Genomic DNA, 26413 nt, shown 5'->3' on the forward strand with positions numbered 1-26413 from the left:
GTTTAGAATTTCGACACAACCCATTCCTTCAGTTCTCTGAACCAGCGCTCAAACATGGATTCAGATTCTGAAGGAACCGTGGTTTTCAGCGCGGCGGGGGAAGCGGCTGCCGGAGCGGCGGCCTTTGGAGCCGGCTGAGGTTCCGCCGGCAGGAACTCCATCGGATCAATCAGGCTCCAGACCGGTCGCGAAACAGATCCGTCCAGCGTTGCTCCTGAGGATCTCTGCTGCAGAGCGGACCACACCGTGGCTTCACCCGCCACGGAGAGTGTCTGCAGATCAATCTCAGCCCGGCCCTTCGCCGTGAAGTCATGACCGGCAGCCTTCAGACTTCCGGTCGACGCAATGCCGTCATGAATCACAACCGGGCAGGAGAGGGTCGTGAAGGGAAGCGGCTTACGGCCCAGCCCCGGCATATTTCCGTTTGCCAGTTCAATATCCGCGTCGCCCCTGAGGCTCTTTGTCATGATCTGATCGGGATCACCCGGACCGGACGCCGTCAGAATGAGATTCAGGGTGCCGCTGAGACTGTCAGGGGCGCTGCGGTCGCCTGCCGCGATCTGCGTGGCCTTCGCTCTGATCACCCAGCTTCCGGATGGGTCAAAGGAAAGATTGCCGGTCACATGCCCTCCCCTGAGATCAGCTGAGAAGTCTGAAATGGTGAGACTGTCCCGGCTGAGCGCAATGTGGGAGGAGACCGCTGAGGCCCGGAGTGAGCCGCGGGAAAGTTCCTCGATGCTGACAGTGGCGTGAACGGTCGCCGTACCCGCAACTCGGATAAGCGGCACAGCGATTTCAGACGGAATGCTTTCCCAGGAGAGTGTGGAAGGCGCCGTTTCTTCCTTTGGTGTCAGATCAATCTTCTTCGCGACAATCTGAGTATCGATTTTCGGGGACTCAAGTGAGCTCCCCTGGAGGGAAATCGAGAGCGGGGCGTCGTTCAGCTTTCCCTTCGTTTCAAGCTGCAGTGTCTGCTCAGCCCAGTTTCCCCGGGCAGTGCCGGTGAGGCTCGTCTGAATGGCCGGGGCGGTGTCCGCGGCGAGCACATAGCCGAGCTGCATTTGGTCGAGCGAGTAGCTCTTCTTATCCATGTCGACCGAGAAGGGCGAGGAGACAGAAAGCGACTGCGTGCCGCTCTCAAGCGACTGCACCGCGCTCAGTTTGGAAATCCGGCCGCGCACAATGCGATTCTGCGTGGACAGATCCTCGACCGAGAGCTGGTAGGTATTCTGCTTTTTCCCTGTGGTGGAAACAGAGGCGGCGAGCTGTTTCCCGGACCAGACACCCTGCACATACTGGAAGTTTTCAGTCTGCACAGTGGCGTCAAACGGAGAGTCCTGCAGAGTCCCTGAAGCGTGAATCCTGAATTGCGGCAGACCGAGAATCTTGCTTCGCAGATCGAGGTCCACATTGCCGGAACCCTCAACATTCGCGGTGATTCTGTCCGCGGGCGAAGTGAAGGAGGCGCTGAAGGTGACCGGCGCGGTCATCCGGGGCGCAACCTCACCGGTTTCCAGCGACGCGATCTGCACCTGAACCGGCTCGGGTCTGAGACCGTTCACGGCAACCTGCGCGTTGGTGAGGATCAGTTTCTTCACGACGACAGGAGCGATCCAGCTGTCCGTATCCTGAATCAGCGGTGAACGGGAAAGATGCTGGAGCTCGTTCTGATCCGGGGAGGCAATGGCCGAATTCAGCCCGTCCAGCGTGATGCTGGAAATGTGGAGCTGGCCGATGAGAAGTCCCCAGGGCGAAATACGGATGGTGCCGGATGAGAAGCTGCCGAGATAGCTGTTGTCTGTTGTATCGGTCAGAGTGCCCTTGGGCAGGGTGACCTCAATTTTCGGCAGGTGCTTGATGGTGACCTGACCGTCCAGCTTGATGTGGAGATCAAGCTTCTTGGAGGAGAAATCCTCCAGCTTTTCCTCTACCCACTTGGGGCTCACCACGATATACAGCGCGGAAATAGAGGCGAACGAAGCCAGAGCAGCAAACAGAATAAGCCACTTGGAAAGTCTGACTAACCTGATGAGAGCAGAATCTTTTTTCATGGCGCGGCGCAAGGTCTGAAATCGGAGTACACAGCTCCTAGTTTAGACGGTTAGTGCGCCGGTCAGACACAAAAATAGGTTATTTCTTCGAGCGAAGCGTTTTGCGGATCGTCCGGCGCAGATTCGGAGCGAGCCTTTCGAGGGCATCAAGCGTCATGAAAAGCGACGACTTTCCGTGCATGGAAAGAGAACGGAAACGGGACAGCAGTTCGTTTTCCTCACGCACCGGATTATGGCGCTCGGTGGTAATGACGAAGTTCGCATCAAACCCGATTGCGGCAAGACGCGTCATGCGAAAGAGCCCGGGGTCAGATTCTCCGGTCTCATAGCGCTGATACTGATCCAGCGGAACGCCAAGAAGCGACGCAATCTGCTCCTGCGTGTAGCCGAGCCGTTCGCGCTCGGACTGCAGACGCTCTCCTAGTTCCTTTCGCTGTTTGGTGCTGGTCAAAGCCATAGTGTCAGAGGGGCAGTCGGATTGGGGGCGGAGGAGCATTCCTCTGCCGTGAATCACAAAAAAACAGTCTGATTGTATTCTAACAAGCCGCCACTGAGCGATTGCGGCCGGTAAAAACATCCCGGGGCCGGATGTCCGGCCCCGGGACAGGAATCAGACGTCAGAGAGCGGAATCAGACGTTGAAGAGGAAGTTCATGATGTCGCCGTCATGGACAACGTAATCCTTGCCTTCAGCGCGTTCCTTGCCGGCTTCCTGAGCACCCTTTTCGCCGTGGTACTTGATGTAGTCGTCGTAGGCGATCGTCTGGGCGCGGATGAAGCCGCGTTCAAAGTCGGTGTGAATGACGCCGGCAGCCTTCGGGGCGGTGTCCCCCTTATGGATGGTCCAGGCGCGGGTTTCCTTTTCACCGCTCGTGAAGAAGGTCTGGAGGCCGAGAAGGTCGTAGGCCGCACAGATCACGCGGTTGAGGCCCGGCTCTTCCATCCCCATATCGGAGAGGAACATGGCGCGGTCTTCTTCCGGCATTTCGAGCAGCTCAACCTCGGTCTGAGCGGAAACAGCGACAACCGTCGCGCCCTGTTCCTTGGCGATTTGGCGCACTGCCTCGAGATAAGGGTTGTTCTCAAAGCCGTCTTCGCTCACGTTGGCGACAAACATCACGGGCTTCAGGGTAAGGAGACCGTAATTCTTGATCAGCAGCTTCTCTTCGTCAGTCAGCGGCACAGTGCGGGCGGGCTTGCCTTCATTCAGGACGGGCTGGAGTTTCTCCAGCACAGCGACCAGCTTCGCGGCTTCCTTGTCGGCGCCCTGCTTGGCCTGCTTGCCCCACTTCTGGATCTGCTTCTCAACGACGGTAAGGTCAGAGAGCGCCAGCTCCGTATTGATGACTTCAATATCGGAAGCCGGATCCACTTTGCCGGACACATGAACAATGTTGTCGTCCTCGAAGCAGCGGACGATATGGGCAATGGCGTCGCACTCACGGATGTTGGCGAGGAACTGATTACCAAGGCCTTCGCCCTTGCTCGCGCCGGCAACCAGACCGGCGATGTCGACGAATTCGACAGCGGCCGGAACGATTTTCTTGGGATGGTCGATTTCGGCGAGCGCCTGCAGGCGCGGGTCCGGAACCTCGACGATGCCCACATTGGGATCAATTGTGCAGAAGGGGTAATTCTCAGCGGCGATGCCCGCTTTCGTCAGAGCATTGAAGAGCGTTGACTTGCCAACGTTGGGAAGGCCAACGATGCCACATTTAAGACCCATTTCTTGAATTCCTAAAGATAAAAGCGGAGGAGAGTCTCCTCCCGCGATTGAAAATGTCTACTCTCTGCCGCAGCCGCAGGACTCGTCGGAAGATTCCTTGAGCGCGAGCGCGACAGCCTCCAGGGTGTGCTCTGCGTCGAAGACACGTATGCCGGACTGGCTGAGAAGGGAGGCTGTAACGCCGGTGCCGTCTTTTTTGGTGCCGCGAAAAAAGCCATCATAAATTTTACCGTTTCCGCAGGCAGGACTGAAAGATTTCAGTACAGCCACTTTGACCTGGTTCTGCAGACAGAGTGCCAGGGCCTCACGGGCTCCCTGAAGATAGGCAAGCGTCTGATCGGTCCTTTTGACGCTGATCACGCGAGCCCTTCCGGACAGAACGTCCGCGCCGTCCCCTGCCTGGATTTCACAGGGTGGGCGCGGTGTGGGAAGCCCGCCCGGGCACTCGGGGCAGAGCGACACGATTCTGCCGCCTCGGGACACGAACTTGGTGAGAATGCTCGCGTAGTCCCCTGAAACGGTTTTTCCGTCCCAGCGGACAGGAAAACCGAGCAGGCAGGCACTGACGAAGATAGGCGACGCCATGGCTTATTTGGCCGCTTCGTCGGGATGCTTCCCGAAGGGGGCGATCTTCCTCTGCGCGGACTGGAAGTTGCCGTCCGCGAGATCCGCCATGCAGTCGATGCCAGCCGCGATGCAGCTGGAAATGCCCTGCATCTGTTCGGGGGTCGGTTTGCCGAGCACGAAATCCACAACCTGGATTCGGAGGCCAAGCGTGCGGGGATGACCCGTACCGATACGGAGGCGCCAGAAGTTCGGGGTGGCGAGTTTCTGCGTGATGTCCTTCAGTCCGTTGTGACCGGCGTTGCCGCCGCCCTGCTTCAGCTTCATGCATCCGGGCAGGAGATCGAGCTCGTCATGGACGACAAGGATTTCCTCGGGCTCAATGTGGTAGTACTGGGCGAGAGCCTGTACGGCGGTGCCGGAACGGTTCATGTAGGTCGTCGGCTTCATCAGCCAGACATCGTGATGATCCAGTTCGACGCGGGTCACATAGGCGCTGAACTTCTTTTCTTCCGAAAAGTAAGCGTGAGAACGGCTGGCGAGTTCATCGGCGAACATGAAGCCCGCGTTGTGGCGCGTGCCATCGTATTCCGATCCGATATTGCCGAGACCGACAATGAGTGAGATTCCTTTCATCTGAGCGGGCATGATTCAGTAATTCCTTAAGCGTCTTACAGTACGCATTTCAGGGAGGAGGGAGTCCAGAGCGGCCTTCTTCTCAGGCCCTGAAAAAAAAGGCTCTTTCAAAGGAAAGAGCCTTTTCAGAGAAAAGCCGGGAAAGATTACTCGGCCTTCTTCTCGCCTTCAGCGGCAGCAGCCGGAGCGGCAGCGCCTTCAGCCGGGGCGGCGGCTGCGGAAGCAGCAGCAGCAGCGGCGGCAGCGTCAGCGGCGGCATCAGCCTCTTCTTCCTTGAAGTCGGTGATGACGGTGGCGATCGGGGTGTCTTCACCGGGCTTCTCGACGACGGTAACGCCAGCCGGGAGGTTCAGATCGGAAGCACGCAGAATCGTCTGAGCGGTCATGTTGGACAGGTCAACATCGATGAACTCAGGCAGATCCTTCGGCAGGCAGTGAACTTCGAGGAAGGACACCAGGTGGCTGATAAGGCCCTTGCTGATCTTGACAGCCGGGCTGTTCTCGGCGCCGGCGAAGTGCAGCGGCACGCGCATATTCATCGGCTTGTTCGGATCCACACGCTGGAAGTCGATGTGCAGAACCTGCTGCTTGTAGGGATGCAGCTGGAAGGAACGCAGCACGACGAGCTGATCAACGCCGTCCAGATTCAGGGTCAGGACGGAGGAGTGGAACGCTTCCTTGCGAAGAGCATAGAAAATCGGGTTGTGATCGAGAACGATCGGCGTGGCAGCCTGGTCGTTGCCGTAGACAATGCCCGGAAGCTTGTTCTCGCGGCGCAGACGGCGGCTCGCACCCGTACCTTGCGCTTTACGTGTGGTTGCAGTGAAATTCATGGAAAAACTCCAAAATAAAAAATGGACCCGCCGCCGCGACCAGCAGCGGGTTTCTTGCTATTCCGCAAACAGAGAGCTTACGGAGGATTCGTTGGCGATGCGGGAAATCGTTTCGCCGATCAGAGCCGCGCAGGAGAGCTGGCGGATCTTCGGGCAGGCTTCAGCTTCGGGACGAAGCGGAATCGTGTCCGTGATGACGAGCTCGTCGAGCGGGGAATTCGTGATACGGTCGACGGCATTTCCGGAAAGCACCGGGTGAGCAGCGTAGGCGAGAACACGGACAGCACCGCGTTCCTTCAGTGCGCTCGCGGCATTGCAGAGGGTGCCGGCGGTATCGACGATGTCGTCGGTAATCACGCAGGTACGGCCCTTCACTTCGCCGATGATGTTCATGATTTCAGCGACGTTGGCGCGGGGACGGCGCTTATCGATGATCGCGAGATCAACGTCAAGAGCCTTCGCCATCGCACGGGCGCGGACCACGCCGCCCACGTCAGGAGAAACGACCATCAGGTTCGGATACTGGTGAGCGAGGATGTCGTTCAGAAGCACCGGGGTGGAATAGATGTTATCCACCGGAATGTCAAAGAAGCCCTGAATCTGATCGGCGTGAAGGTCCATCGTGAGGACACGGTCAACACCGACAGACTGCAGCATGTTCGCAACAACCTTCGCGCTAATGGCCACGCGGGCAGAACGCGGACGGCGATCCTGACGGGCATAGCCGTAGTACGGAATCGCGGCGGTAATTCTGCGGGCCGAAGCGCGGCGCAGAGCGTCCACCATGATCATCAGCTCCATCAGATTGTCGTTCGTCGGAGCACAGGTGCTCTGCAGCACGAAAACATCCTGACCACGAACGTTCTCGTTAATCTCAACAGCAACCTCACCATCGGAGAAGCGGTTGACTGTTGCACGGCCCAATGGAATATTCAGGTGCTGCGTGACAGAAAGGGCAAGCTTCGGATTTGCATTGCCCGAGAAAACCATAAGGCTGTTCGAAACCATGATTTAGCTCTTAATCCTCGCAGGGCTTTCGTCCCGCAGTTGTATTAATCGTTCCATGCTGACAGTACATGGAAGGGAAAAACAGGCAAAATGCCCTTTGTTTCTGGCAGGGGAGGCAGGACTCGAACCTGCGAATATCGGAATCAAAATCCGATGCCTTAACCACCTTGGCGACTCCCCCGTCCTTGTCAAGAACCCGTCCCGCTGCGGAACCAATCCGACAGCGGATGACGTTCTAAGCTTTTTACTGCATAGCCTGACCACCCTTCAGGAAGGTTTTCCAATACCCGTTTGGCATCTGATCCGCTCTGGAGCGGAAGAAAAACCGCTGAACCTGAACCCGTCATACGGACCGACCCAAAGGGAGAAAGCATTTGTATGGCTTGTCTGACGGCGGGTGTGGACTGTGTGACGACAGGCTGTAAGTCATTGTGGCCAAAGCCAAAGTGAAAAGCCTTGTCCTGATAAAGGCAGGAAAGACCGCTAATTTTCGGTGATAGCGGCGGTGTTGTCAAGTCAAAATCCCGAAACGCGCGATCTGTGGCAGAGAATGCGCCGGGGTACACAATCAGGAAATCGTGCGCCGGAACGGGGATCGGCGTGATTCGTTCCCCGATTCCTTCCACGAAGGCGTTTTCACCCTGAATAAAAAACGGAACATCGGCTCCAAGCTCGGTGCCCCAGGCGGCAAGCTCCTCGCGGGAGACCCCGAGATCCCAGAGGCGGTTAAGACCGATCAGCGTGGTAGCCGCGTCGGAAGAGCCGCCGCCGAGACCGGCGCCTGACGGAATACGTTTCGTGACACAGATTTCCGCGCCCTTCCGGCACCCGGTCTTTTCCTGCAGGAGTCTCGCGGCCCGCAGACAGAGATCGGAGGGGTTATCCGCCATGTCGCCCGTGCGGACCAGGCCGCCTTCGGCTCGCTCCGTGAGACTCACGGAGTCCGCGAGCGAGATCAGCAGAAAAACGGACTCAAGCAGGTGATAGCCATCTTCCCGGATGCCGACAATATGGAGAAAGAGATTGATTTTCGCCGGGGCCGGTAGATCGAGAAAGGCTTTCGGAAGATCAGGATGCATTGGCTTCTCGCTTATCGATAGTGACGGTGAGGCGGACGGAAGGCGCGGCTGCGCTCTCCGCTCGGGTAACACGGACTAGCTTCGGGAGTCCGTCAGCCGTCTTCGTGAGGAACTCAATCCTCCAGGGCGGGGCCGACAGTTCATCACCGGGAGGCGGTGAGCTGAGCCACCCCATCATTTCGGTAACAGGGAATGAGAACCCGAGCTCATTCATCATGAGCCGCTCAGGTGTCCGGTCAGAGAGTTTCTTCCCGTCACTGGTCTCGAGCGTGGTGAGCTGCGGTGAAACCGTGATCCGGGCAAGAATGCCGGTGAGCGGGTGCCCGAGCTCCAGCACCGTGGAAGAGCCTGCCCGGGTGAGTGTGAAAGAGCCCGTCTGGCTCTCCTTCCGTCCCCGAAACTCGGTTACCGTGCTGAAACGTCCTTCAATTTTTTCCGCGAAACTCCCTGTCTGGGGTCCCAGGGAGGAGCAGGCCGCCGTGAGCGCGGACGCTGCGAGACCGAGGAGCAGTGTGCGGCGTTTCATTTCAGACCGAACTTCTTACGGAAGGCCGGGAGAGACTGGTCATCCGGATGCTGCGCCGCCCATTTATCAAGCTCAGCCTGAGCCGCCGTGCGGTCCCCGGCCTGAGTGAGTACGGTGAGCAGGTGTTCAACAGTTTCCGCGTCGTAGCGCAGACTGAGTGAGGACTCAAGGAACTGCTTCGCCTTCTCGTAATTCTTCAGCCGGTAGTAGACCCAGCCAAGTGAATCGAGGATATAGGGGTCTCTCGGTTTCAGCGTATTGGCCTTTTCGACAAGCCGGAGCGCTTCCCGCAGCTGCACATTCCGCTCGGCGAAGATGTAGCCAAGCGCGTTGTAGCCGGTGGAGGAATTGGGGCGGAGCGCAATGTACTTCCGAAGATAGAATTCGACGCCCTGCAGATCGTTCACTTTGTCAGCCTGCATGGCGGTGCTGTAGAGAAAGTCCGGCGCATTGCTGACCGTTTTTGCGGTCTGCTGCATGGCGTCGTAGGCCTGCCAGGGCTGGTTCGCGGCGTTCAGCAGCTGACTGAGCGCTGTGGTGATCGCGATCTTTCCCTCGTCAGCCTTGGGCTTCGCCTGCTCAAGCACGGCAATGGCGCGGTCCGGGCGGCCGGTTTTCTGATAGATGTCGGCAGAGCGGAGACGGGCCGCGACATAGTACTTGCCGTCAGTTACCTGTTCGTACCAGCCGAGCGCGTCTTCAGGGCGCAGCTGATTTTCGGAGAGAAAACCGAGCCGGATGTAGGCGAGATTCCTTTCGTCAGCCGGGGCATTCTGCTCCGTCTTCAGGAAAGTGCTGTATGCGGTTTCGGCGATTTTGAGTTCGCCGTTCTGCTCAGCCATTTCGCCGAGCTGAATCCATTGAGCGCCGGTGAGTTTCTTTGAGGTGAGAATTTTCGCCTGTACCGCGAATTCCGCTTTCTGCTTTCCTGCGAGAAGGCTCTGAGCGTATATAAGGCGCGTCGCGGAATCTTCCGGTGAGTCCTTCAGAAATTTTTTCAGCATATCGGCTGAGGTCTGAGGCTCAAGCGGCATCAGGGCGATCGCGGCCTGGCGGATGACTGCCGGGTTCTGCGGAGCAGCCTTGATGGCGGAGCGGGCAAATCGCTCAGCGATATCGCGCCGGGCACCCTGAACCGCGACACTGCAGATAGCGAGATCGACAGCGGGTTCACTGGTTTCATAAGGCTCAGCAAGAGAGGTGAGAAGCGGCAGGGCCTTATCAATCCTCTGGCCGTTCAGGGACGCGAAGATTTGCTGGAATACTACAGATGGGCGGCTCTGGGTCTTCAGGTATTTGGCAAAGGCGGGCTCGGCCGCATCGAAGTTTCCGCTTCTCAGCGCCTCGTACGCGGCAGGCACTTCAGCTTCAGGCGTGCCGGCGGTAAGTTTTGACCAGAGCGCCAGAGCTTCACTTGCCTCCTTCGGGGCTGCTGAAAGATTGGCGATCGCGAAAGCCCTGCGGGCAATGCCAGGGTTCCCTGTCTTTTTCGCCTCTTCCATCAGCGTGAGGAAGGCGGATCCGGACTGATGACGCTGCACGGCAATTTCAGACGCAATGAGACTGAAAAGCACATCGCTCGTCAGAGCAGGGTAGGAGTAGGAGTCAGCCTTCTCCGCGGCAGCCTCTTTGCTGTCGCCCGGAATTTCCTGCGCCGAACTGAAATCCGGCGCTGAGGAAAGCATGATTCCTGCCAGCATGCAGGGCAGAACGTGGGAGAAAGCTGTTTTCATAGACCCAAACAAAGTAAAGTGGCGGTTATCAGAGAAGTCTAATGAATTTAGCGAAATCCGTAGCAGGCGACCGAGATCGTCGGGAAACACCGTCTTCGGAAATGGAATAGAAATGCATCTGGCAGAACAACTGATTGAGTGGCAGAAGCAGCATGGCCGGCATGATCTCCCGTGGCAGAAGACCCGGGATCCGTACCGCAGGTGGATATCGGAGATCATGCTGCAGCAGACTCAGGTCACGACCGTGATTCCTTACTATCTGAAATTTATCGAGGCCTTTCCGGATGTCGGGACTCTGGCAGCGGCTTCCGAGGATGATGTGCTCAGGCATTGGGCAGGGCTCGGTTACTACGCCCGGGGGCGGAACCTGCTTGCCTGCGCGAAGGCTGTTATGGCGTCCGGGGGCAAATTTCCGAAAAAACGGGAGGCGCTTGAAGCGCTGCCCGGAATCGGGCGGTCGACCGCGGCCGCCATTCTCTCCAGCTGCTGGGATATGCCGGAGGCCATTCTTGACGGCAATGCCAAGCGGGTTTTTGCGCGGTATTTCGGTGTGAAGCGGGGAGAAAGCGAAACGCTGTATCAGAAGAAGCTCTGGGAGATTGCCGAGGAGTCTGTGCCGCAGAAGGAGTGCGGCATTTATACCCAGTCGCTGATGGATCTTGGATCCATGGTCTGCCGGAGGTCCCGGCCGGACTGCGACAGCTGCCCGCTGCGGGATGGCTGCAAAGGATTTGCTTCCGGAGATCCTTCCGCGTTCCCGGGCGTGAAAAAGCGGGCGGAGAAACCGGTCCGCTCTTCTTCTTTCCTTGTCATCCGGTCGGGAAGCCGGCTTTGGTCTGTCCGCCGGGAAATGAAAGGGGTGTGGCAGGGGCTTTACTGTTTTCCGGAAGCGCCGGGCTGTGAAGAATTGCCCGATCCCACGGCTCTTCTCCCGGAGGGGGCTGCGGTACAGATGCCGCTGACTTACGCGGGACGGCTGCCACATGAATTTACTCATTACCGGCTCGAAATGCACTTCTGGGAAGGGGAGGCCAATCCTGACACGCTGCGGCACTTCACCGGAGGAAAGTGGATCGATATCCGGGACGCGGACGCTGAGGCACTGCCTTCCCCCGTTCTGAAATTTATCCGGACGAGATTCGCCGGGATCCTAGATCCGAGGGAGCTTGAGCGCCCGGTGACGGACGACGACACCGGCAATGCTTGAGAAGCGCCGGTAGAGTTCTTCCGCCACGAAAACCGAACGGTGCTGCCCGCCGGTGCAGCCGATGCAGATTGTGAGATAGTGCCGACCCTGGGCTCTGAATCCGGGAATCCATTTGCGAAGGAATGTCTCGATATTGGACACCATTTCAAGAACCTCAGGCTGGCTCTTCAGAAAGTCGATCACCGGCTTGTCCTGCCCGGTGAGAGGACGAAGCGCCGTGTTGTAGTAGGGGTTCGGGAGGTTCCGGACGTCGAAAACAAAGTCCGCCGCGACCGGGATTCCCTTTTTGAACGCGAAGGATTCAAAGGAAATTGTCATTTCCGAGGCGGGCGCGTTGATGAACTGACGGATCCAGGCTTTCAGCATGGAAGGCGTGAGATCCGAGGTGTCGAGCACGAACCCGTCCTCGAGGCTCATGAGAGAGCGCTCCTGAGCTATCGCTTCCTGCAGGCCTGTCTGATCACCGGGTTCGCGGTTAAGAGGCGTCAGCGGATGACGGCGGCGGGTTTCGGAGAATCGCTGGACGAGAGCCGGCGTGGATGCGGTCAGAGCGAGTATCCGGACATCAATTCCAAGATCCTTAAGGGCCTGGCACTGGCGCAGAGCCGTCTGGGGGGCGGCTTTGGAGCGGATGTCGACAGAAACCGCGACTTTCTCCTGACCGCGGTCCCTGAGAGACTGAATAACCGGAACGATAAAATCGACCGGCAGATTATCAATGCAGTAGTAACCGCTGTCCTCGAGCTGCCGGATGGCAACGGACTTTCCTGATCCTGATAGACCTGTAACGGCGATGACCTGCATGACAAAAGGCTCCCAATAGGCACCTCGGGGGTCGGTGCCTTCCTATGTCATTTAATTCTATCGTTAAATTTTTTTCCTCAGAGACGCCGGCAGGATTTTTTCCTGTTCACGGTATTTCGCAACCGTACGCCGCGCGACCTGGTAGCCCTTTTCTTTCAGAAGCTCGGAAAGCTTGGCGTCTGACAGCGGTTTGGCGGCAGGTTCTTCCGCGATGAGGGCCCGGATCAGTGACCGGATGGCTTTGGAGGAAACCGCGTCACCGCTCTCCGCCGCGACGTGTGAGCTGAAGAAGTACTTCAGTTCGAAGATTCCGGCGGGCGACTGAAGGTATTTGCCGTTTGTGGCGCGGGAGATGGTGGACTCGTGAAGTCCGGTGTCGGCCGCAATATCCTTCAGCACCATCGGGGTCAGCGCTTTTTCCCCGCTGCTGAAAAATGCCTGCTGCCGGTTGACGATTGACTGGGCGACACGGAGCATGGTGCTGTAACGCTGCTCCACGCTGCGGATGAAAACCTTCGCCTGGGCTGCCTTTTCGCGCCAGGGCGTTTCGGCCGGGCTCTTTTTGGCAGCTGAAGAGGCAAGATCCGCAAGCTGCGGATTCAGGCTGAGAGCTGGAGTCGAAGCCGGATTCAGAGCTGCTGTCCACACACCGTTTTTCCGGGTAACAAGAATATCCGGAACGGCATACTGCACCGCGTCGTTCTTGAAATCAGAGGCCGGATGGGGGTTGAGAGACTGAATGATCCTGTAGACCGACTTCAGTTCATCATCCGTACAGGACAGCGTTCTTTTCAGTTTGGCGTAGTCCTTGTGAGCCAATGCGCCAAGGCTGCCGGTGAGAGCGGTCTCCGCGAGACTGATCAGCCGAGGCGGGAGATCGGGAACGGATTCCCCGAGGAGCTTCAGCTGCAGGGCGAGAGACTCCGAGACCGAGTAGACGCCGATTCCCGCGGGATCCAGGGACTGAAGCGCCAGAAGGGCCCGATGCCAAGCTCCGAAGTCAGCCGGATCCGATCCGGTCTGACGGGCAAAGGAATCCGCCATTTCCTCAAGCGGTGTCTCGAAGAGTCCGTTTTCATCCAGTTCGCCGACCAGGTAGGAAACCTTTTCCTTCACCTCGGGGGGTTCTCTGAGGAAGGGAATCTGGGCTTCCAGATGCTCCTGCAGTGTTTCGGAGGTTTCCACCCAGTCGAGCGGGGAGGTGTCGGTGTTCGGGTCGCCGTGGCCCCATGATGCCTGGGAAAAATTCAGCTCTCCGAAGCTGTCATGAGCCGGGCTGAAATCCCCCTCGGGATTGCCGCCTGCGTCATCACTGCTCTGAATCACTCTTGCGTCAGGCTTCCGCACGGGTTCCTGAACCGGGTCGGCGTGTTCCTCCTGAGCCTGCGGCTCAGTGACCTCGAGAAAAGGATTGTCATCCGAAACCCGATGAATCTCGTCCAGAAGTTCGGCGGACGACAGCCCCAGCACCTCAATTGCCTGCTGCAGCTGAGGTGTCAGCACCATGCGCTGGCCTTGCTGGAGTTTCAGATCATTCGGCATATTCCGGACCCGGAGTGATCAGCTTTTACTGCTTTTTCCCGGTAGTGGGATAGTCGAACTCTTCGCCGAGATAGATCTTGCGGACGGTCTCGTTGTTGCTCAGCTCTTCCGGGACACCGGCGGCGAGCACATTGCCGTCGCTGATGATGTAGGCATGGTCGCAGGTCTTGAAGGTTTCCCGGACGTTGTGGTCCGTGATCAGAACACCGATGTTCCGTTCCTTCAGGATCCGGATGATGTTCCGGATTTCGCTCACGGCGATCGGATCAACGCCGGCGAAAGGTTCGTCGAGCAGAATGAATTTGGGGCTTGCCGCGAGTGATCGGGCAATTTCCGTGCGGCGCCGCTCACCGCCTGAAAGTGACATGGCCACATTCGTGCGGATGTTCTGAATGGAAAGCTCATCCAGGAGCGACTCAAGCCGCTCATTGATTTCCGTTTTGCTGAGAGGCTTGCCGTTCTCGTTCTTCTGAAGCTCGAGAATGGCGCGGATGTTGTCTTCCACCGTGAGCGACCGGAAGACACTCGCTTCCTGAGGCAGATAGGTGAGCCCCATGTGGGCACGGCGGTAAATCGGCAGGTGCGTAATATCTTTGCCGTCGAGGTAAATCGATCCCCCGTCAGCCACGATGAGTCCCACCACCATGTAGAAGGTGGTGGTCTTGCCGGCGCCGTTCGGCCCCAGCAGCCCCACGACTTCGCCGCTCTTCACGCGCAGCGAAACATCCTTCACTACAACACGGCGGCCATAGCGCTTCCGAAGTCCCTTGGTTTCGAGGGTGTGCGTGCCGGCAACGGCGAGATTCTTATCGTATTCGGCCATTTACTTCGTCCTATTTGCCGGGGCCAGCGTGGTGGAGGAACGCAGTTTTGTCGTATCCGCCGAGCCGGAAGAGTTGTCCTGCTTGCGGGGCGCAATCACGGTTGTCACGCGGCGGCGTTCACCGCCCGCGGAGCCGCCTTCTGCCACGGAGCGGGCATTGCGGATGTCGTACACGATGGTCTGACCGGTCGCTTCATCCTTCAGCACGCCGTTTTCCGTACGGGTCAGGCGGGCATTGTTGATGAGCGTAATGGTGTCTTTTTCTTCGTTGTAGATCAGCTTGTCGGCCTCAGCATGCATCCACTCGCTGATCTTCGGATTTGGGTTGTCGCGCTGCTGCTTGAAGGTCGCGAGCTTGCCGGTCAGAACACCCACCCGGTAGCCCTTCGGCGTGATCTGAAGGTCCAGTCGGTCGCCGTGCATCTCGAGCGTACCCTGATGCACCTCAACGCGGCCCGTGTAGACAGCCGTCTGCGAGACCTGGTCTCCGGAGAAATGGTCAGCGGCAATCTCAATCGGCTTCGAGTTATCTGACTGAAGCGCGCCCGCAGTGGCGGCGGCCGTGATCAGAAGAAGGGCTGTAATAAGCTTGATTTTCATATTTTTCGTTCAATTATTTGCGTGAGGCGATGTGCGTGTTGACGCGGCCTGTAAGTGAAATAGTGCCGTTGGCATAGCTGTAATCCATGCCGCTCGCTGTCGTGCTGTCGCTTCCCCGATGGAAAACAACCGGAGAGTCCGAAGTGAAGCGTTCCGTATCAGGGAAGGCTGTCATCTTCTGGGTTTCAAAACTGAGAGCCGGTGTATTGCCTGCCGGGTCCCTCAGAATTTTAACGTTCCCCTCAAATTCGATCGTCTTTCCGGCATCGTGCGTCCAGCCGCGGTCAGAGGAAGCATCGACCTGAGGCTTATTCGGCGTCAGGGTGATATAGCGCGGATGATCGGCATCTGTCCGGTCGTCCGAGTAATGGATCACCTTGTCGGCGATGACGCGCCGCACGGGGTTCCCCGCGCCGTCAAAGTCGGTGAGCGAAAGCTTGGTTGCCGTATAGTCCGGTGAGTTTTCACTCGGCAGATATTTCAGGTCCTTAAGGCCTGACTGCACGGCATAGAAGTAGCTTGCCCCGATCAGAAAGACGAGGAGGATGATGGCAACAATGGCTGAAACTCTTTCCCGCATGTCGGTTACCTGAAACGGGGAGCGTCGGGGTGGAAGTAGAAGCGGTCAATCAGATCATCCCAGACTCCCTGGGACATCAGAATTTTTTCCGCCATTTCCCGGACGGCTCCGCGGCCTCCCGCGCGGGAGGAAACGAAGTCGACTGACTTCAGAACGGTGTCAACGGCGTCAGCCGGCGCACAGGAGAGCCCCACCAGCTGCAGCACCGGCAGATCCGGGATGTCGTCACCCATGCAGGCGCACTCCGATGCGTCCAGATGACGGGCCTGAATGAGATCAAGGAACGCCCCCTTCTTGTAGGACTGCCCCTGGAACACATCCCGGACGCCGAGTTCCCGCAGACGGGCGCCGACGATGGCGGACCGCCTGCCGGTGATCACGACAACATCGATTCCGGCGGCGAGCAGCATCTTGATGCCGAGTCCGTCCTTCACGTCGAAGTGCTTGCAGAGTTCGCCCTGGGAACCGGTGACGATCTGGCCGTCGGTGAGGACGCCGTCCACATCGAGGACGACCAGCTTGATTTTTTTGGCTTTGTCTTCTACTGACATCTCAGATTACCTTGGCAGTCATGAGGTCATGGAAATGAAGCGCGCCGATCAGATGCCCGTCGTGATCCACGACAGGAAGCTGATTGCACTGCGCGCGCTCAAGGAGCGACGCGGCCTCGGCGGCAAGCGCTTCAGGATATATGGTTTTCGGATGCGGCGTCATGACGTCCCGGATAACAACAGGGCGGATGTCGCCGACACGCTCAATCAGCCTCCGGAGATCTCCCTCCGTGAAGATGCCGAGCAGTTTTCCGTCCTCATCCGTCACGGTGGTCATGCCGATGCCCTTGCGGCTGATTTCCTGCACAGCGGCAAGAATCTGCGTGTCAGGCTTAACGCGCGGCACATCGTCGCCGCGGCGCATGACGTCCTGCACCCGGAGCAGCAGCCGGCGTCCAAGCGCACCGCCCGGATGAGACCGCGCAAAGTCTTCTTTGGTGAAGCCCTTGGCGTCGAGACAGGCAATCGCGAGCGCGTCTCCCATGGCCAGCGTGGCCGTGGTCGATGCGGTCGGCGCGAGGTTAAGCGGGCAGGCTTCGCGCTCGACATGCACGTTCAGATTGATGTCCGCTTCGCGGGCCATCGGACTGTCAGGATTTCCGGTGAGCGTAATGAGGAAAGCGCCTTCCCGCTTGATTGCGGGAATGATGGCGAGGACTTCGGACGTGCTCCCCGAGTAGGAAATGCCGATCACGACATCCTCTCGGGTGATCATGCCCAGGTCGCCGTGCGATGCTTCAGCGGCATGAACAAAGAAAGCGGGTGTTCCGGTAGAGGCCATTGTGGCCGCAATTTTGCGGGCAATATGGCCGCTTTTCCCGATACCCGTGACGACAACGCGTCCGCGGCAGGCGAGGAGCGCCTGCACGGCTCTGACGAAGTCATCTCCGATGCGGTCTGAAAGAGCCGATACCGCGGCGGATTCAATTTTCAGAACTTCCTTTGCCAGAGAGAGAATTCCCTCGGCTTGGGTAGTGTGTTGGTTCATGTCGTACAGGCCTTTGTTCTCGCTTTTTATCTTGTTAATGATACCTTTGCCGCTTGTCAAAACTGAACTCAATTTGTTGAAAACTGTTTGAGAGCGGCTTGCGCTCTCAGGAGGCGCTGCCCTCGTCCTTCACAAGGCTCTTCGAAAAATCGGGGCGCCGCCCTTCGAGGAACGCCTTGTGAGCCTCTACGATTTCAGGTTCCTGGAGCTGCTCGTTGAACGCCTCAGCCTCTTTCTTCGACTGTTCACGTGTGTCACTGTGGAGAATGCCTCTCAGAAGGCTCTTCGTGCGGATCAGGGCTTCAGGCGGCATGCGGGTCAGGCGGACCGCGCGGGCGGTTGCCTGACGGAGCACTTCATCGTCCTCAAAAACGCCGTTCGCGATATGAAGAGCTACAGCCTGCTCCGCCGTGATCGGCTCCGAGAGGAGCAGCTTTTCAGCGGCATGGTGGTAGCCGCACTCCGCGACAAGTCTCTGCGTGATGCCGAAAAGAGGCGTCTCGCCCAGAGCGGTGAAGGGGAGCGAGAAGAGTGCGTGCTTTCCGCAGTAGACGAGGTCGCACGTCATGAGGAGCGTGACAGCCAGACCGACTGCCGGGCCGTTTACGGCCGCGATCAGAGGCTTCCTCACATTGTCAGCCACAGAGATGAGGTGCCTTGCGTTATCAACACCGGCGCTGATTTTGTTGCCGGCAACGATTTCCTCGAGATCAGAACCGGCCGAGAAGATGGTCGGGAGACCATGAATCAGAATGACCCGGACATCCGGATCTTTATCGGCATCCTCAAGGGCCGTTGACAGTTCCTGCAGCGTGTCGGCTGAGAGGCTGTTGCGCTTGGCGGGCTTGTTGATGGCGATGGAACGGATGCCGTCCGAGGTTTCAATAACGAGAGTGCTCATCTTTGTTCTGCTGATGATGTTGACAGGGAAAGACTGAGTCCGCCGGACAGCGGGGCAGGACCCCGGGCACGGACTCATCCAATATGAATCATAAAAGCATTAAAGGAAATAAACAGCGGGTTTCCTGTTATCTTGCTTTATATGAGAGAAGCGAAGGCATTCCGGATACGGAAAACAGGCGGAAAATAAGCGGCCTGCTGGTGACCGTGCCGGGCGCGGCTCTCCGGATGCGATAAGACAGTGTACCGATAATGCCCTGATGGGAGAGGCTTCCCCGGGAAATGGGAGGAAATGGCGAATGAAGGTGAACAATCAATGGATCAGGGGTATCTGGTCTGATGACGGGGGAAAGACGGTGTGTTTCCCGGATCAGACGAAGCTGCCTGACCAGCTGGAAATCTGCCGTGAAGGAACATCCGATGCGCTGATCCGCGCCATTAAAACCATGCAGGTCCGGGGTGCTCCGCTGATCGGAGCGGCAGGGGCCTGGGCCGCGGCGTTTCTCTGCCGTGAAGCGAAGACTGAGGAAGCGCTTCAAAAGGGGCTGAAACGGATCGCTGAGGCAAGACCCACGGCTGTGAACCTCCAGTGGGCAGTCCGCCGGGTCGCCTCGGCAGCCGAAGGACTTTCCGGGGACGTCCGGGCAGCGCGCGCTCAGAAGGCGGCCGAGGAGATCTGTGAGTCGGACATTGAATCCAACCGGGCAATCGGCGGGTACTTCGCCTCTGTCATAGAGGAGACTTATCGGAAGAATGGGCGTCCTGTTCGGATTCTGACGCACTGCAATGCCGGGTGGCTCGCAACAGTGGATTACGGCACAGCGCTGTCGGGGCTCTATGTGGCGCAGGAGCAGGGGATACCGATGGAGGTCTGGGTTGATGAAACCCGGCCCCGCATGCAGGGGCTCCTCACCGAGTGGGAGCTTCGCGAGGCCGGCATTCCCTGTACGCTGATCGCGGATAACGCGGGCGGCTATCTGATGCAGCAGGGTGAGGTTGATCTCGTCATTGTCGGGGCGGACCGGATTGCTTCAAACGGCGATGTGGCCAATAAGGTCGGCACGTACCTGAAGGCTCTTGCGGCAAATGACTGCGGAGTGCCTTTTTATGTGGCAGCTCCCGTGTCCACCGTAGACTTTTCTCTGGCGGAAGGCGTGGAGAGCATTCCGGTCGAAGAACGGTCCAGGAGCGAGGTGACTGAAATATCGGGGATCGGACCGGATGGAAACGTGACCCGCGTGCAGGTGGCGGGGCAGGACACTGCGGTAAGAAATATCGCTTTCGATATCACTCCTGCGAGGCTTATCACGGGAATCGTGACGGAGAAGGGAATATTTGCGCCAGGAGCGGGTGACCGCCCCTTTATGCCCGATCCGGATGAGACGCGTCCGGAGTAGAAAATGCAGGAGAAAAAGATGATGCAGGCGGAGTTTCCTGAGGATACGGAGGCGCTGCGGCGCGGCATTATTGAGACTGCCCGGTCCATGAATACTCAGCGTCTGAACGTGAACAAATCCGGGAATGTATCGGCCCGCTGCCAGGCGGACGATGGTGAACTGGCATTCCTGATCACGCCATCAGGCGTTCCGTATGACGATCTTTCGCCAGAGGATATTTCGAAGGTGTCGCGCCTTCCGTCAGGAGAGTGGCGGGATGAGGGACCGCTGCTGCCTTCCTCCGAGTGGCGGCTTCATGCGGCGGTCTATGAGTCAAAGCCTGAAGTCCGGGCGATTGTTCACACGCATTCGCCGAAAGCCACCGCGGTTTCCTGCCTGGAGTCCGGCATTCCGCCTTTTCACTATATGGTGGCCATGTCCGGGGCGGCTGAGATTCCTTGCGCGCCGTATGCTACGTTCGGCACCGAGGCGCTTGCGGAAAGCGTGACCGGTGCTCTGAGGCACTGCCGGGGCTGCCTGATGGCTCGCCATGGGGTGCTCGCGACCGGCTCTGGTCTGTCGGGGGCCTTTGCGCTTGCTGTGGAGACTGAGAATCTGGCCTCGATGTATCTTGACCTTCTTCAGCTCGGAGATGTCCGGCTGCTCTCAGAGGATGAAATGACGCGCGTGCTCGAGCGCTTCAGAACATACGGCCAGCCGGGGAGGAAAGCGTGATGGCTCAGGAGTTTGAGAAAAGGCCTGACGGGATGCCGCTCTGGAAGGATGTGTCGGGGAAAAACGTATCCTGCACGGAAAAGGTTAAAGTGCTAGATGAAAACTACCGCGAGCTGCGGGAATCGGTTTCCGCAGCGCTCGATGATGCGGTTCTTATTGGATGCCGGGCGGACGATATCCGGGCCATTCTGAAAGAGATGATTTCAGAGGTTGAAAGCAGTTATCCGGATGCCCGTCCCGAGAAGGAGAAGTGATGATGCTGAGCAGGCGGACTCTTCTTAAGCTGGTGGCGGCCGGTGCTGTTCCGGCCTTTGCTCTATGCGGCTGCGCGCATCCGCAGATGATTGATATGGGAAGCACGGAATCCCAGGTGGTGGAGAAGCTCGGGAAACCGGATTCCATCACAGCCATGCCGGACGGTACGACCCGCTATACCTATTCCCCGCAGCCTGAAGGGCAGGAAGTCTGGTGGATGTTCTTTGATAAGAATGGCCGATTCGTGAAGCGCGAGCAGGCGCTCGTCGAAGAGAATTTTTACCGCCTGATCAAGCCGGGCAAGACGACGATCGCCGATGTCTATCGTCTCTTCGGACACTGCACGAAGATTTTCGACTTCAAGTTTCTCAACCAGTCCGCCTACATGTATCGGTTCCAGGATGCGTCCCGGTCAGACATGGTGCTCTGGGTTCAGTATGGCCGCGACAACGTGGTGACTGAGTGGACAATAGCCGAGGATCCGAGGAAGAACACCCGGTTCCCGATTTACTGAGAAAAAAAGAAAAACCCTGCGGGGAAAGTATCCCGGCAGGGCTTCAGAACCGGTCCCCCTGACAGAGGGGGACGGATCAATTACTGCTCGTCGTGATGATGCTCGTTGCGCAGGCGGATGTGCAGTTCGCGCAGCTGCTTCTCCGTCACCGGAGCCGGAGCGTGCGTGAGCAGGCACTGGGCGCGCTGGGTCTTCGGGAACGCGATCACGTCGCGGATCGAATTGGCGCCGGTCATCATGGCGACGATACGATCAAGGCCGAAGGCGATGCCGCCATGGGGCGGTGCGCCGAACTTCAGGGCGTTAAGCAGGAAGCCAAACTTCTGCTCAGCCTCTTCAGGGGTGATCTTCAGAGCGCTGAAGACCTTCTCCAGCACGTCTTCCTTGTGAATACGGATGGAGCCGCCGCCGATTTCCCAGCCATTCAGCACCATGTCGTACGCCTGGGCGTAGCAGTGTTCCGGATCCGACTGGAGCTTGTCCACGTCTTCCGGCTTCGGGCAGGTGAACGGGTGATGGCAGGCCATCCAGCGGTTCTCTTCATCAGACCACTCGAACATCGGGAAGTCGATAACCCAGAGAGCCTTCCAGCCTTCGGTGAAGAGGCCGGCCTTCTTGCCGAACTCGCTGCGGCCGATCTTCAGACGGAGAGCGCCGAGAGAATCCCAGACGATCTTCTTCTTGTCCGCGCCGAAGAAAATGACGTCGCCGTCATTCGCGCCGGTGCGTTCAATCACGGCATTCAGGAACTCGTCAGAGAGGTTCTTCACGATCGGGCTCTGGAGACCTTCGCGGCCCTTCGCCTTTTCGTTCACCTTGATGTAGGCGAGACCCTTGGCACCGTAGATCTTGACGAACTCGGTGTAGGAATCAATCTCGGAGCGGGGCAGCTGGCAGCCCTTCGGCACGTTCATGGCGACAACCTTGCCGTTCGGCATTGCCGCGGCATTGGCGAACACCTTGAAGCTCGTGTCCTTGCAGAGGTCCGTGATTTCCTTGAACTCAAGGGAGATACGGAGATCAGGCTTATCGGAGCCGTACTTCGCCATCGCGTCATCCCAGCGCATAACCGGGTACGGATTCGCGAGTTCAACGCCGAGCACTTCCTTGAACACGCCGCGGACCATCTTTTCGAACATGTCGCGGATCTCTTCCTGCGTGAGGAAGGAGGTTTCAATATCGACCTGGGTGAATTCAGGCTGACGGTCAGCACGGAGGTCTTCGTCGCGGAAGCACTTGACGATCTGATAGTAGCGGTCGAAACCAGCGACCATCAGCATCTGCTTGAAGAGCTGAGGAGACTGCGGCAGAGCGTAGAAGCAGCCTTCTTCAACGCGGGACGGCACGAGGTAGTCGCGGGCGCCTTCAGGCGTGCTGCGGGTCAGAGCCGGGGTTTCAATATCGATGAAGCCATTCTCGTCAAGGAAGCGGCGGAAGGCCATAGCGGTCTTGTAGCGGAGACGCAGATTACGCTGCATCACCGGACGGCGCAGGTCGAGCACGCGGTAGGTCAGGCGGGCCGTTTCAGAGATGTTGTCGTCATCCAGGCTGAACGGAGGCGTCAGAGACGGGCTCAGCACTTCCAGATCCTGGCAGAGAACCTCAACGGCGCCGGAGATCAGGTCGTCATTCTTGGTGCCTTCAGGACGGGAGCGAACGAGGCCGACCACCTTGAGGCAGTATTCATTACGGACCTTGTCGGCGGTATTGAACACTTCAGGACGGTCAGGGTCGCAGACGACCTGAACGAGGCCTTCGCGGTCGCGAAGGTCAATAAAAATCACACCACCGTGGTCACGACGGCGATGAACCCAGCCATAAAGGGTGACGGTCTGCCCGATGAATTTTTCATCAACCAAACCCGAATAAACGGTACGCATAGAAGCTCCGGGTCACTAACAATAGCTGTTTGCAAAACAGCTGAACAAAACTGTGCTGCGCTGTGCGCGGGGTTCCGCAGGGAGCCGGGAGCGCAGGCAGCAACTCAGAAAAGAATTCTTTGACAAGTTTAGCGCTTGAACGCCTGTCCAGAGTAAGAAAGGCGAAAATCAGGCCTTGACGGCGTCATCAGACTCATGTTTTTCGCTTCCCGGGACGACGACTCCCATGGAAACATGGAACGTGAAAGCCTCTTCAATGCCGAAGCTCGTCTCGCGGGTTTCGGATTCGGGGACGAAGATCACGTAGCCTGAGGTCGGGTTCGGCGCGGTCGGGACGAACACCGTGAGGAGATTTTCCTTGGTTTTCGCGGCGGAGCGGATCGTGTCAGGCGCTTTGTTCACAACAAAGGCAAGTGTCCAAGCCCCTTTGCGGGGATACTCCACCATGACGACCTTCTGAAAGCTCTGCGACTGCTGGCTGAGAAAGGTGCTCGCGATTTTTTTGATGCCGCTGTAGATCGGGTGCACGATCGGAATGCGGTCCAGCAGCGCTTCCCACCAGGAAACAATCTTTTTGCCGAGAACGTTGGCAACGATAACGCCGGTGAGGAAGATGATGACAACAGCGAAAATCAGCCCGAGTCCCGGTATCTTGGCCAGGAAAGCGGGAAGCTGCTGCGTCGGCAGAAAAACGAGAAGTCTGTCGCTGAACTCAATGACGCTGTCGAGAATCCAGACGGTGAAGATCAGAGGGATCCAGAAGAGGAGCCCCGCGGAGATGAACTTTTTGAACATGTCTGTAATGAAAACAAAAGCGTCAGGATCCGAGCCTGTTCTTCAGGGACGATCGAGACGCATTTGCTAAGGGCTCAGGGGCGGAACGCATCCCGCCTCTGCTGCTCACTTGTTCTTGGTGTGGGCGGCCGCAACCCCGGTATGACCGGCATTGAAGTCCGTCGCAGCCCAGCCCTTGCCCTTCAGCTCGAAACCGGGGGCAGACAGCTGCTTTACAAACGTGTCTTTCCCGCACTTCGGGCATTTGGTCAGAGGCTTGTCTGACATTTTCTGAATGATGTCCTCTTCAAAGCCGCAGGAGGAACACTTATATCCATAGACCGGCATAATTCCTAAAAATCCTACAGAAACAGAAAGAGCCTGTCTTTCAAGACGGGCTGTTGCGTCATTATGACGCAATTGCCGCAGGACTGCTTGGAGTACACGTACAATATTTTGGTCACGCAGGAGCCATAAGAGGCAGTCATGAATTATCCCCGGTTTACCAAACCGTCCACTCCGGAAGAGCGGGACGAGTTTTTACCTTTCCTGAAGCGTCTGGCGGATGCCGCGCTGAAGGTGATTCTGCCGAATTTCCTGGCTGGAATTCGGGTGGATGAGAAAAGCAACCACACGCCTGTCACCCTCGCGGACCGCGGGGCCGAATCCGCGATGCGCCGGTTGATTGAGGAAAATTATCCGCAGCATGGCATTTATGGCGAGGAGCTGGGAATCAAGGAGGCTTTCGGTCCCTTCCCCCGTTATCGCTGGATTCTCGATCCCATTGACGGGACTCGTGCCTTTATTTCAAACAGCTTTCATTTCGGGAACCTGATAGCTCTTGAGCGCGACGAAGGAAACGGTTTCGGCCCGATTCTCTCCTCTATTGCGTTTCCGGCGGCCGGTATCCGGGCGGTCGGGTGGCAGGGCGGCGCGGTTCTTCACCGCAGCGCGCTTGGCATCACTTCCGATAATCCCATGAAGGTCCGTGAATGCAATCGGATAGAGGACGCGACACTCCTCGTGACCTCTCACTGGACAACCTCTGAGCAGGTGGGGGACAGCCGCATGCAGACGCTGATCGACCGGGCGAAGCTATACCGGACGTGGGGCGACTGCTTTGGGTATTTTGCGGTGGCGTCCGGCGGTGCGGACATCATGATTGATCCGGATCTCTCGTACTGGGATGTGGCCGCGCTGATCCCTGTGGTTGAGGGAGCAGGCGGCGTCATTACGAGTACCTCGGGCGGCAATCCCCTGAAAGAGAAATCCGCCGTATGCACGGCAGGCGGAGCACTTCACGAGGAAGTGCTCCGGGCGCTCAACGCTTAAGCTTTTTCGCTTTTCCCCGTGTGTTTCAGGGGGAGCGTGATTGTGATTTTCAGGCCATGCGGGCGGATTTTTTCCGCCTGGACCATTCCGCCGTGGTGCTGGGCCGCCTGCATGGTGATTGGCAGTCCCAGGCCATAGCCGGACCCGGTTGCCTGATTGGCGCCTCTGAAGAAAGGATCAAAGATTTTGGCCATTTCTTCCGGCGGAATGCCGGGGCCTTCATCCTGAATGGAAATCTGAAGCGAGCTGTCCGACACCATCCCGCCATGAATCGTCACCTTTCCGCCGTCAGGCGAGAACCGGAGAGCGTTCCGGACGACATTCTCAATAGCATGCGCTAGCAGATCGGCGTTGCCGGTCATGATGAGATCATCCTTCGGAAGGTCGCAGACCACCTGAACCTTTCGCGCCGCTCCCTCAAGCGAGGCGTTATCGGCAATGTCTTCCACAATCTCGCTGATATCAATCTCGGAGAATGGAATCGAAACTTCAGCGTTCAGCCGGGTGTAGGTGAGCAGATCCCCGACCAGAGAGTCGAGCTTCTGCACATCACTCTCAATCCGGTCAAGCATTTTTGGCGTGATGTCAGGAGAGCGGCGGGCGAGTTCAACCGCGCAGTTGATCCGTGCGAGCGGAGAGCGCAGCTCGTGGCTCACACTGTGGAAGAGATTCTGTTGCCGGTCGATCAGCTGCTGGATGGTGGCGGCCATCATATCGAACTTTTTGGCGAGCTCTATAAATTCAGAGCTGCTCCCTTTGACACTCTCAGAAATCCGGACATTCAGGTCGCCCGAAGCGGCCTGGACCATGGCCCCCTCAATCTGTCTGAGCGGCCGGGTGAGCCGCCAGGCCAGTCCCGCGGCCACAGCGCTCGCGACCAGAAGCGAAATGATGCAGGTGAGCCAAAGCGGAGCGCCGTGGGGCGCGAAGAGCAGCACCCGGGTGGAATCCTTGAAGAAATTCACCGGTTTTCTTGCTGTGAAGACAATTATTTCCTCGCCCTCTACATTGAAAGACCGGATGCCAAGCGTGTTTCCTCCCTGACGCACCAGGGCACGCGCGTGTTCCAGCGCGCCGTCCGGGATTTTGTGACCGGCAATATCGTGCCCCGAGCTGTCGACCGCGTACACCCGGGCATGGTCCGGTCCGGGATTCTGATGCTGAAGCCAGCTTGTGAGAGCCGGTTTCCCGCCGAGAGACACGACTTCCTCTGCGAACATCACCCGGTCTTCGCCAGGATGATTAAGGAGAAGAGTATGGTCCGGATTCAGAAATCCCCAGGCGACGGCGAAAACCAGAAATCCGGACAGCGTCATAGCGACGATCAGACCCGCAAGGGTCTGCCAGAAGAAGGTATTCGCATTGAAGAGAGAAAGCCGCGTTTTTTTCTGCATAGA

28 protein-coding genes and 1 tRNA gene are annotated in these 26413 nt (G+C 58.0%); 6 read left to right on the top strand and 23 right to left on the bottom strand.

Going from position 1 to position 26413, the window contains the following annotated elements; translation table 11 throughout:
* Positions 1-2: 2 nt before the first annotated feature.
* From BN1936_RS02730 to BN1936_RS02780, 11 genes are all read right to left on the bottom strand, one after another.
* Positions 3-2051 (bottom strand): AsmA family protein, encoded by a 2049-nt coding sequence (locus BN1936_RS02730; RefSeq protein ID WP_049686584.1) that lies wholly within the window; start codon positions 2049-2051, stop codon positions 3-5.
* Between the two features lie 79 nt (positions 2052-2130).
* Positions 2131-2508, bottom strand: coding sequence for a helix-turn-helix domain-containing protein (locus BN1936_RS02735; protein WP_049686585.1), 378 nt, complete (start codon positions 2506-2508; stop codon positions 2131-2133).
* A gap of 173 nt (positions 2509-2681) precedes the next feature.
* The gene (ychF, locus tag BN1936_RS02740) at positions 2682-3776 is read right to left on the bottom strand and encodes a redox-regulated ATPase YchF (protein ID WP_022444527.1); all 1095 of its coding nucleotides are present in this window, start codon (positions 3774-3776) and stop codon (positions 2682-2684) included.
* Positions 3777-3833: 57 nt separating this feature from the next.
* Complete coding sequence (locus BN1936_RS02745; RefSeq protein WP_022444526.1) at positions 3834-4361, bottom strand: DUF523 domain-containing protein; 528 nt, start codon at positions 4359-4361, stop codon at positions 3834-3836.
* A gap of 3 nt (positions 4362-4364) precedes the next feature.
* The gene (gene pth, locus BN1936_RS02750; RefSeq protein WP_022444525.1) at positions 4365-4988 is read right to left on the bottom strand and encodes an aminoacyl-tRNA hydrolase; all 624 of its coding nucleotides are present in this window, start codon (positions 4986-4988) and stop codon (positions 4365-4367) included.
* A 134-nt stretch (positions 4989-5122) separates the two neighbouring features.
* Positions 5123-5809, bottom strand: coding sequence for a 50S ribosomal protein L25/general stress protein Ctc (locus BN1936_RS02755; RefSeq protein WP_049686586.1), 687 nt, complete (start codon positions 5807-5809; stop codon positions 5123-5125).
* Positions 5810-5866: 57 nt separating this feature from the next.
* Complete coding sequence (locus BN1936_RS02760; protein ID WP_022444523.1) at positions 5867-6817, bottom strand: ribose-phosphate pyrophosphokinase; 951 nt, start codon at positions 6815-6817, stop codon at positions 5867-5869.
* A 104-nt stretch (positions 6818-6921) separates the two neighbouring features.
* Positions 6922-6998, bottom strand: a tRNA-Gln gene (locus BN1936_RS02765).
* A 7-nt stretch (positions 6999-7005) separates the two neighbouring features.
* A complete protein-coding gene (gene ispE / locus BN1936_RS02770; protein WP_049686587.1) occupies positions 7006-7896 on the bottom strand; it encodes a 4-(cytidine 5'-diphospho)-2-C-methyl-D-erythritol kinase in 891 nt (296 codons plus the stop codon).
* A complete protein-coding gene (locus BN1936_RS02775; protein ID WP_022444522.1) occupies positions 7886-8422 on the bottom strand; it encodes an outer membrane lipoprotein LolB in 537 nt (178 codons plus the stop codon). Before BN1936_RS02775 ends, ispE begins: the two co-directional genes overlap by 11 nt.
* On the bottom strand, positions 8419-10107 hold the full coding sequence (locus tag BN1936_RS02780) for a tetratricopeptide repeat protein (protein ID WP_187367745.1): 1689 nt from the start codon (positions 10105-10107) through the stop codon (positions 8419-8421). Before BN1936_RS02780 ends, BN1936_RS02775 begins: the two co-directional genes overlap by 4 nt.
* Positions 10108-10267: 160 nt before the next feature.
* Between BN1936_RS02780 and mutY the strand changes: the two genes are divergently transcribed.
* Positions 10268-11362, top strand: a complete 1095-nt coding sequence (gene mutY / locus BN1936_RS02785; protein ID WP_022444520.1) for an A/G-specific adenine glycosylase — start codon at positions 10268-10270, stop codon at positions 11360-11362.
* Here mutY and rapZ read toward each other — a convergent pair.
* The 8 genes from rapZ to BN1936_RS02825 form a co-directional block, all read right to left on the bottom strand.
* Positions 11306-12166 (bottom strand): RNase adapter RapZ, encoded by an 861-nt coding sequence (gene rapZ, locus BN1936_RS02790; RefSeq protein WP_022444519.1) that lies wholly within the window; start codon positions 12164-12166, stop codon positions 11306-11308. The genes mutY and rapZ overlap by 57 nt on opposite strands.
* A 63-nt stretch (positions 12167-12229) precedes the next feature.
* Positions 12230-13708 carry an RNA polymerase factor sigma-54 gene (gene rpoN / locus BN1936_RS02795; protein WP_022444518.1) on the bottom strand — a complete coding sequence of 493 codons (1479 nt, stop codon included), beginning with the start codon at positions 13706-13708 and terminating at the stop codon, positions 12230-12232.
* 25 nt (positions 13709-13733) lie between these two features.
* Positions 13734-14531 (bottom strand): LPS export ABC transporter ATP-binding protein, encoded by a 798-nt coding sequence (lptB, locus tag BN1936_RS02800; protein WP_022444517.1) that lies wholly within the window; start codon positions 14529-14531, stop codon positions 13734-13736.
* Positions 14532-15131, bottom strand: a complete 600-nt coding sequence (gene lptA, locus BN1936_RS02805) for a lipopolysaccharide transport periplasmic protein LptA (RefSeq protein WP_049686589.1) — start codon at positions 15129-15131, stop codon at positions 14532-14534. It lies immediately after the preceding gene.
* A gap of 13 nt (positions 15132-15144) precedes the next feature.
* Entirely contained in the window at positions 15145-15711 is a 567-nt protein-coding gene (lptC, locus tag BN1936_RS02810; RefSeq protein ID WP_049686590.1) for an LPS export ABC transporter periplasmic protein LptC, read from the bottom strand.
* Between the two features lie 5 nt (positions 15712-15716).
* Positions 15717-16262 carry a KdsC family phosphatase gene (locus BN1936_RS02815; RefSeq protein WP_022444514.1) on the bottom strand — a complete coding sequence of 182 codons (546 nt, stop codon included), beginning with the start codon at positions 16260-16262 and terminating at the stop codon, positions 15717-15719.
* Position 16263: 1 nt separating this feature from the next.
* Positions 16264-17250 (bottom strand): KpsF/GutQ family sugar-phosphate isomerase, encoded by a 987-nt coding sequence (locus tag BN1936_RS02820; protein WP_022444513.1) that lies wholly within the window; start codon positions 17248-17250, stop codon positions 16264-16266.
* A 106-nt stretch (positions 17251-17356) separates the two neighbouring features.
* Positions 17357-18151 carry an enoyl-CoA hydratase-related protein gene (locus BN1936_RS02825; protein ID WP_022444512.1) on the bottom strand — a complete coding sequence of 265 codons (795 nt, stop codon included), beginning with the start codon at positions 18149-18151 and terminating at the stop codon, positions 17357-17359.
* 298 nt (positions 18152-18449) lie between these two features.
* On the opposite strand from BN1936_RS02825, the gene mtnA reads away from it, so the two are divergent.
* Genes mtnA through BN1936_RS02845 form a run of 4 tightly spaced genes read left to right on the top strand, consistent with a single transcriptional unit; the run spans position 18450 to position 21030 of the window.
* The gene (gene mtnA, locus BN1936_RS02830) at positions 18450-19547 is read left to right on the top strand and encodes an S-methyl-5-thioribose-1-phosphate isomerase (protein WP_049686591.1); all 1098 of its coding nucleotides are present in this window, start codon (positions 18450-18452) and stop codon (positions 19545-19547) included.
* Positions 19548-19550: 3 nt separating this feature from the next.
* Positions 19551-20261 (top strand): class II aldolase/adducin family protein, encoded by a 711-nt coding sequence (locus BN1936_RS02835; protein WP_232422055.1) that lies wholly within the window; start codon positions 19551-19553, stop codon positions 20259-20261.
* Entirely contained in the window at positions 20261-20515 is a 255-nt protein-coding gene (locus BN1936_RS02840) for a hypothetical protein (RefSeq protein WP_022444509.1), read from the top strand. The genes BN1936_RS02835 and BN1936_RS02840 overlap by 1 nt, the downstream gene beginning before the upstream one ends.
* Complete coding sequence (locus BN1936_RS02845) at positions 20515-21030, top strand: hypothetical protein (RefSeq protein WP_022444508.1); 516 nt, start codon at positions 20515-20517, stop codon at positions 21028-21030. Before BN1936_RS02840 ends, BN1936_RS02845 begins: the two co-directional genes overlap by 1 nt.
* Before the next feature lie 80 nt (positions 21031-21110).
* Here the strand turns inward: BN1936_RS02845 and aspS are convergent, their stop codons facing one another.
* The 3 genes from aspS to BN1936_RS02860 all read right to left on the bottom strand — a co-directional run bounded on the left by aspS (position 21111) and on the right by BN1936_RS02860 (position 24032).
* Complete coding sequence (gene aspS, locus BN1936_RS02850; protein ID WP_049686592.1) at positions 21111-22910, bottom strand: aspartate--tRNA ligase; 1800 nt, start codon at positions 22908-22910, stop codon at positions 21111-21113.
* A gap of 168 nt (positions 22911-23078) precedes the next feature.
* Positions 23079-23705: a DUF502 domain-containing protein gene (locus BN1936_RS02855; RefSeq protein WP_022444506.1), complete on the bottom strand. Its 627-nt coding sequence runs from the start codon at positions 23703-23705 to the stop codon at positions 23079-23081.
* Between the two features lie 105 nt (positions 23706-23810).
* Entirely contained in the window at positions 23811-24032 is a 222-nt protein-coding gene (locus tag BN1936_RS02860) for an FmdB family zinc ribbon protein (protein ID WP_022444505.1), read from the bottom strand.
* 138 nt (positions 24033-24170) lie between these two features.
* Here BN1936_RS02860 and BN1936_RS02865 point away from each other — a divergent pair, with 138 nt between their 5' ends.
* Complete coding sequence (locus tag BN1936_RS02865; protein ID WP_049686593.1) at positions 24171-25016, top strand: inositol monophosphatase family protein; 846 nt, start codon at positions 24171-24173, stop codon at positions 25014-25016.
* Here BN1936_RS02865 and BN1936_RS02870 read toward each other — a convergent pair.
* Complete coding sequence (locus BN1936_RS02870; protein ID WP_022444503.1) at positions 25013-26410, bottom strand: HAMP domain-containing sensor histidine kinase; 1398 nt, start codon at positions 26408-26410, stop codon at positions 25013-25015. The two genes, BN1936_RS02865 and BN1936_RS02870, sit on opposite strands and share 4 nt — an antisense overlap.
* Positions 26411-26413 lie beyond the last annotated feature (3 nt).

It is taken from the genome of Dakarella massiliensis (assembly GCF_001182045.1).
GTDB lineage: Bacteria > Pseudomonadota > Gammaproteobacteria > Burkholderiales > Burkholderiaceae_F > Mesosutterella > Mesosutterella massiliensis.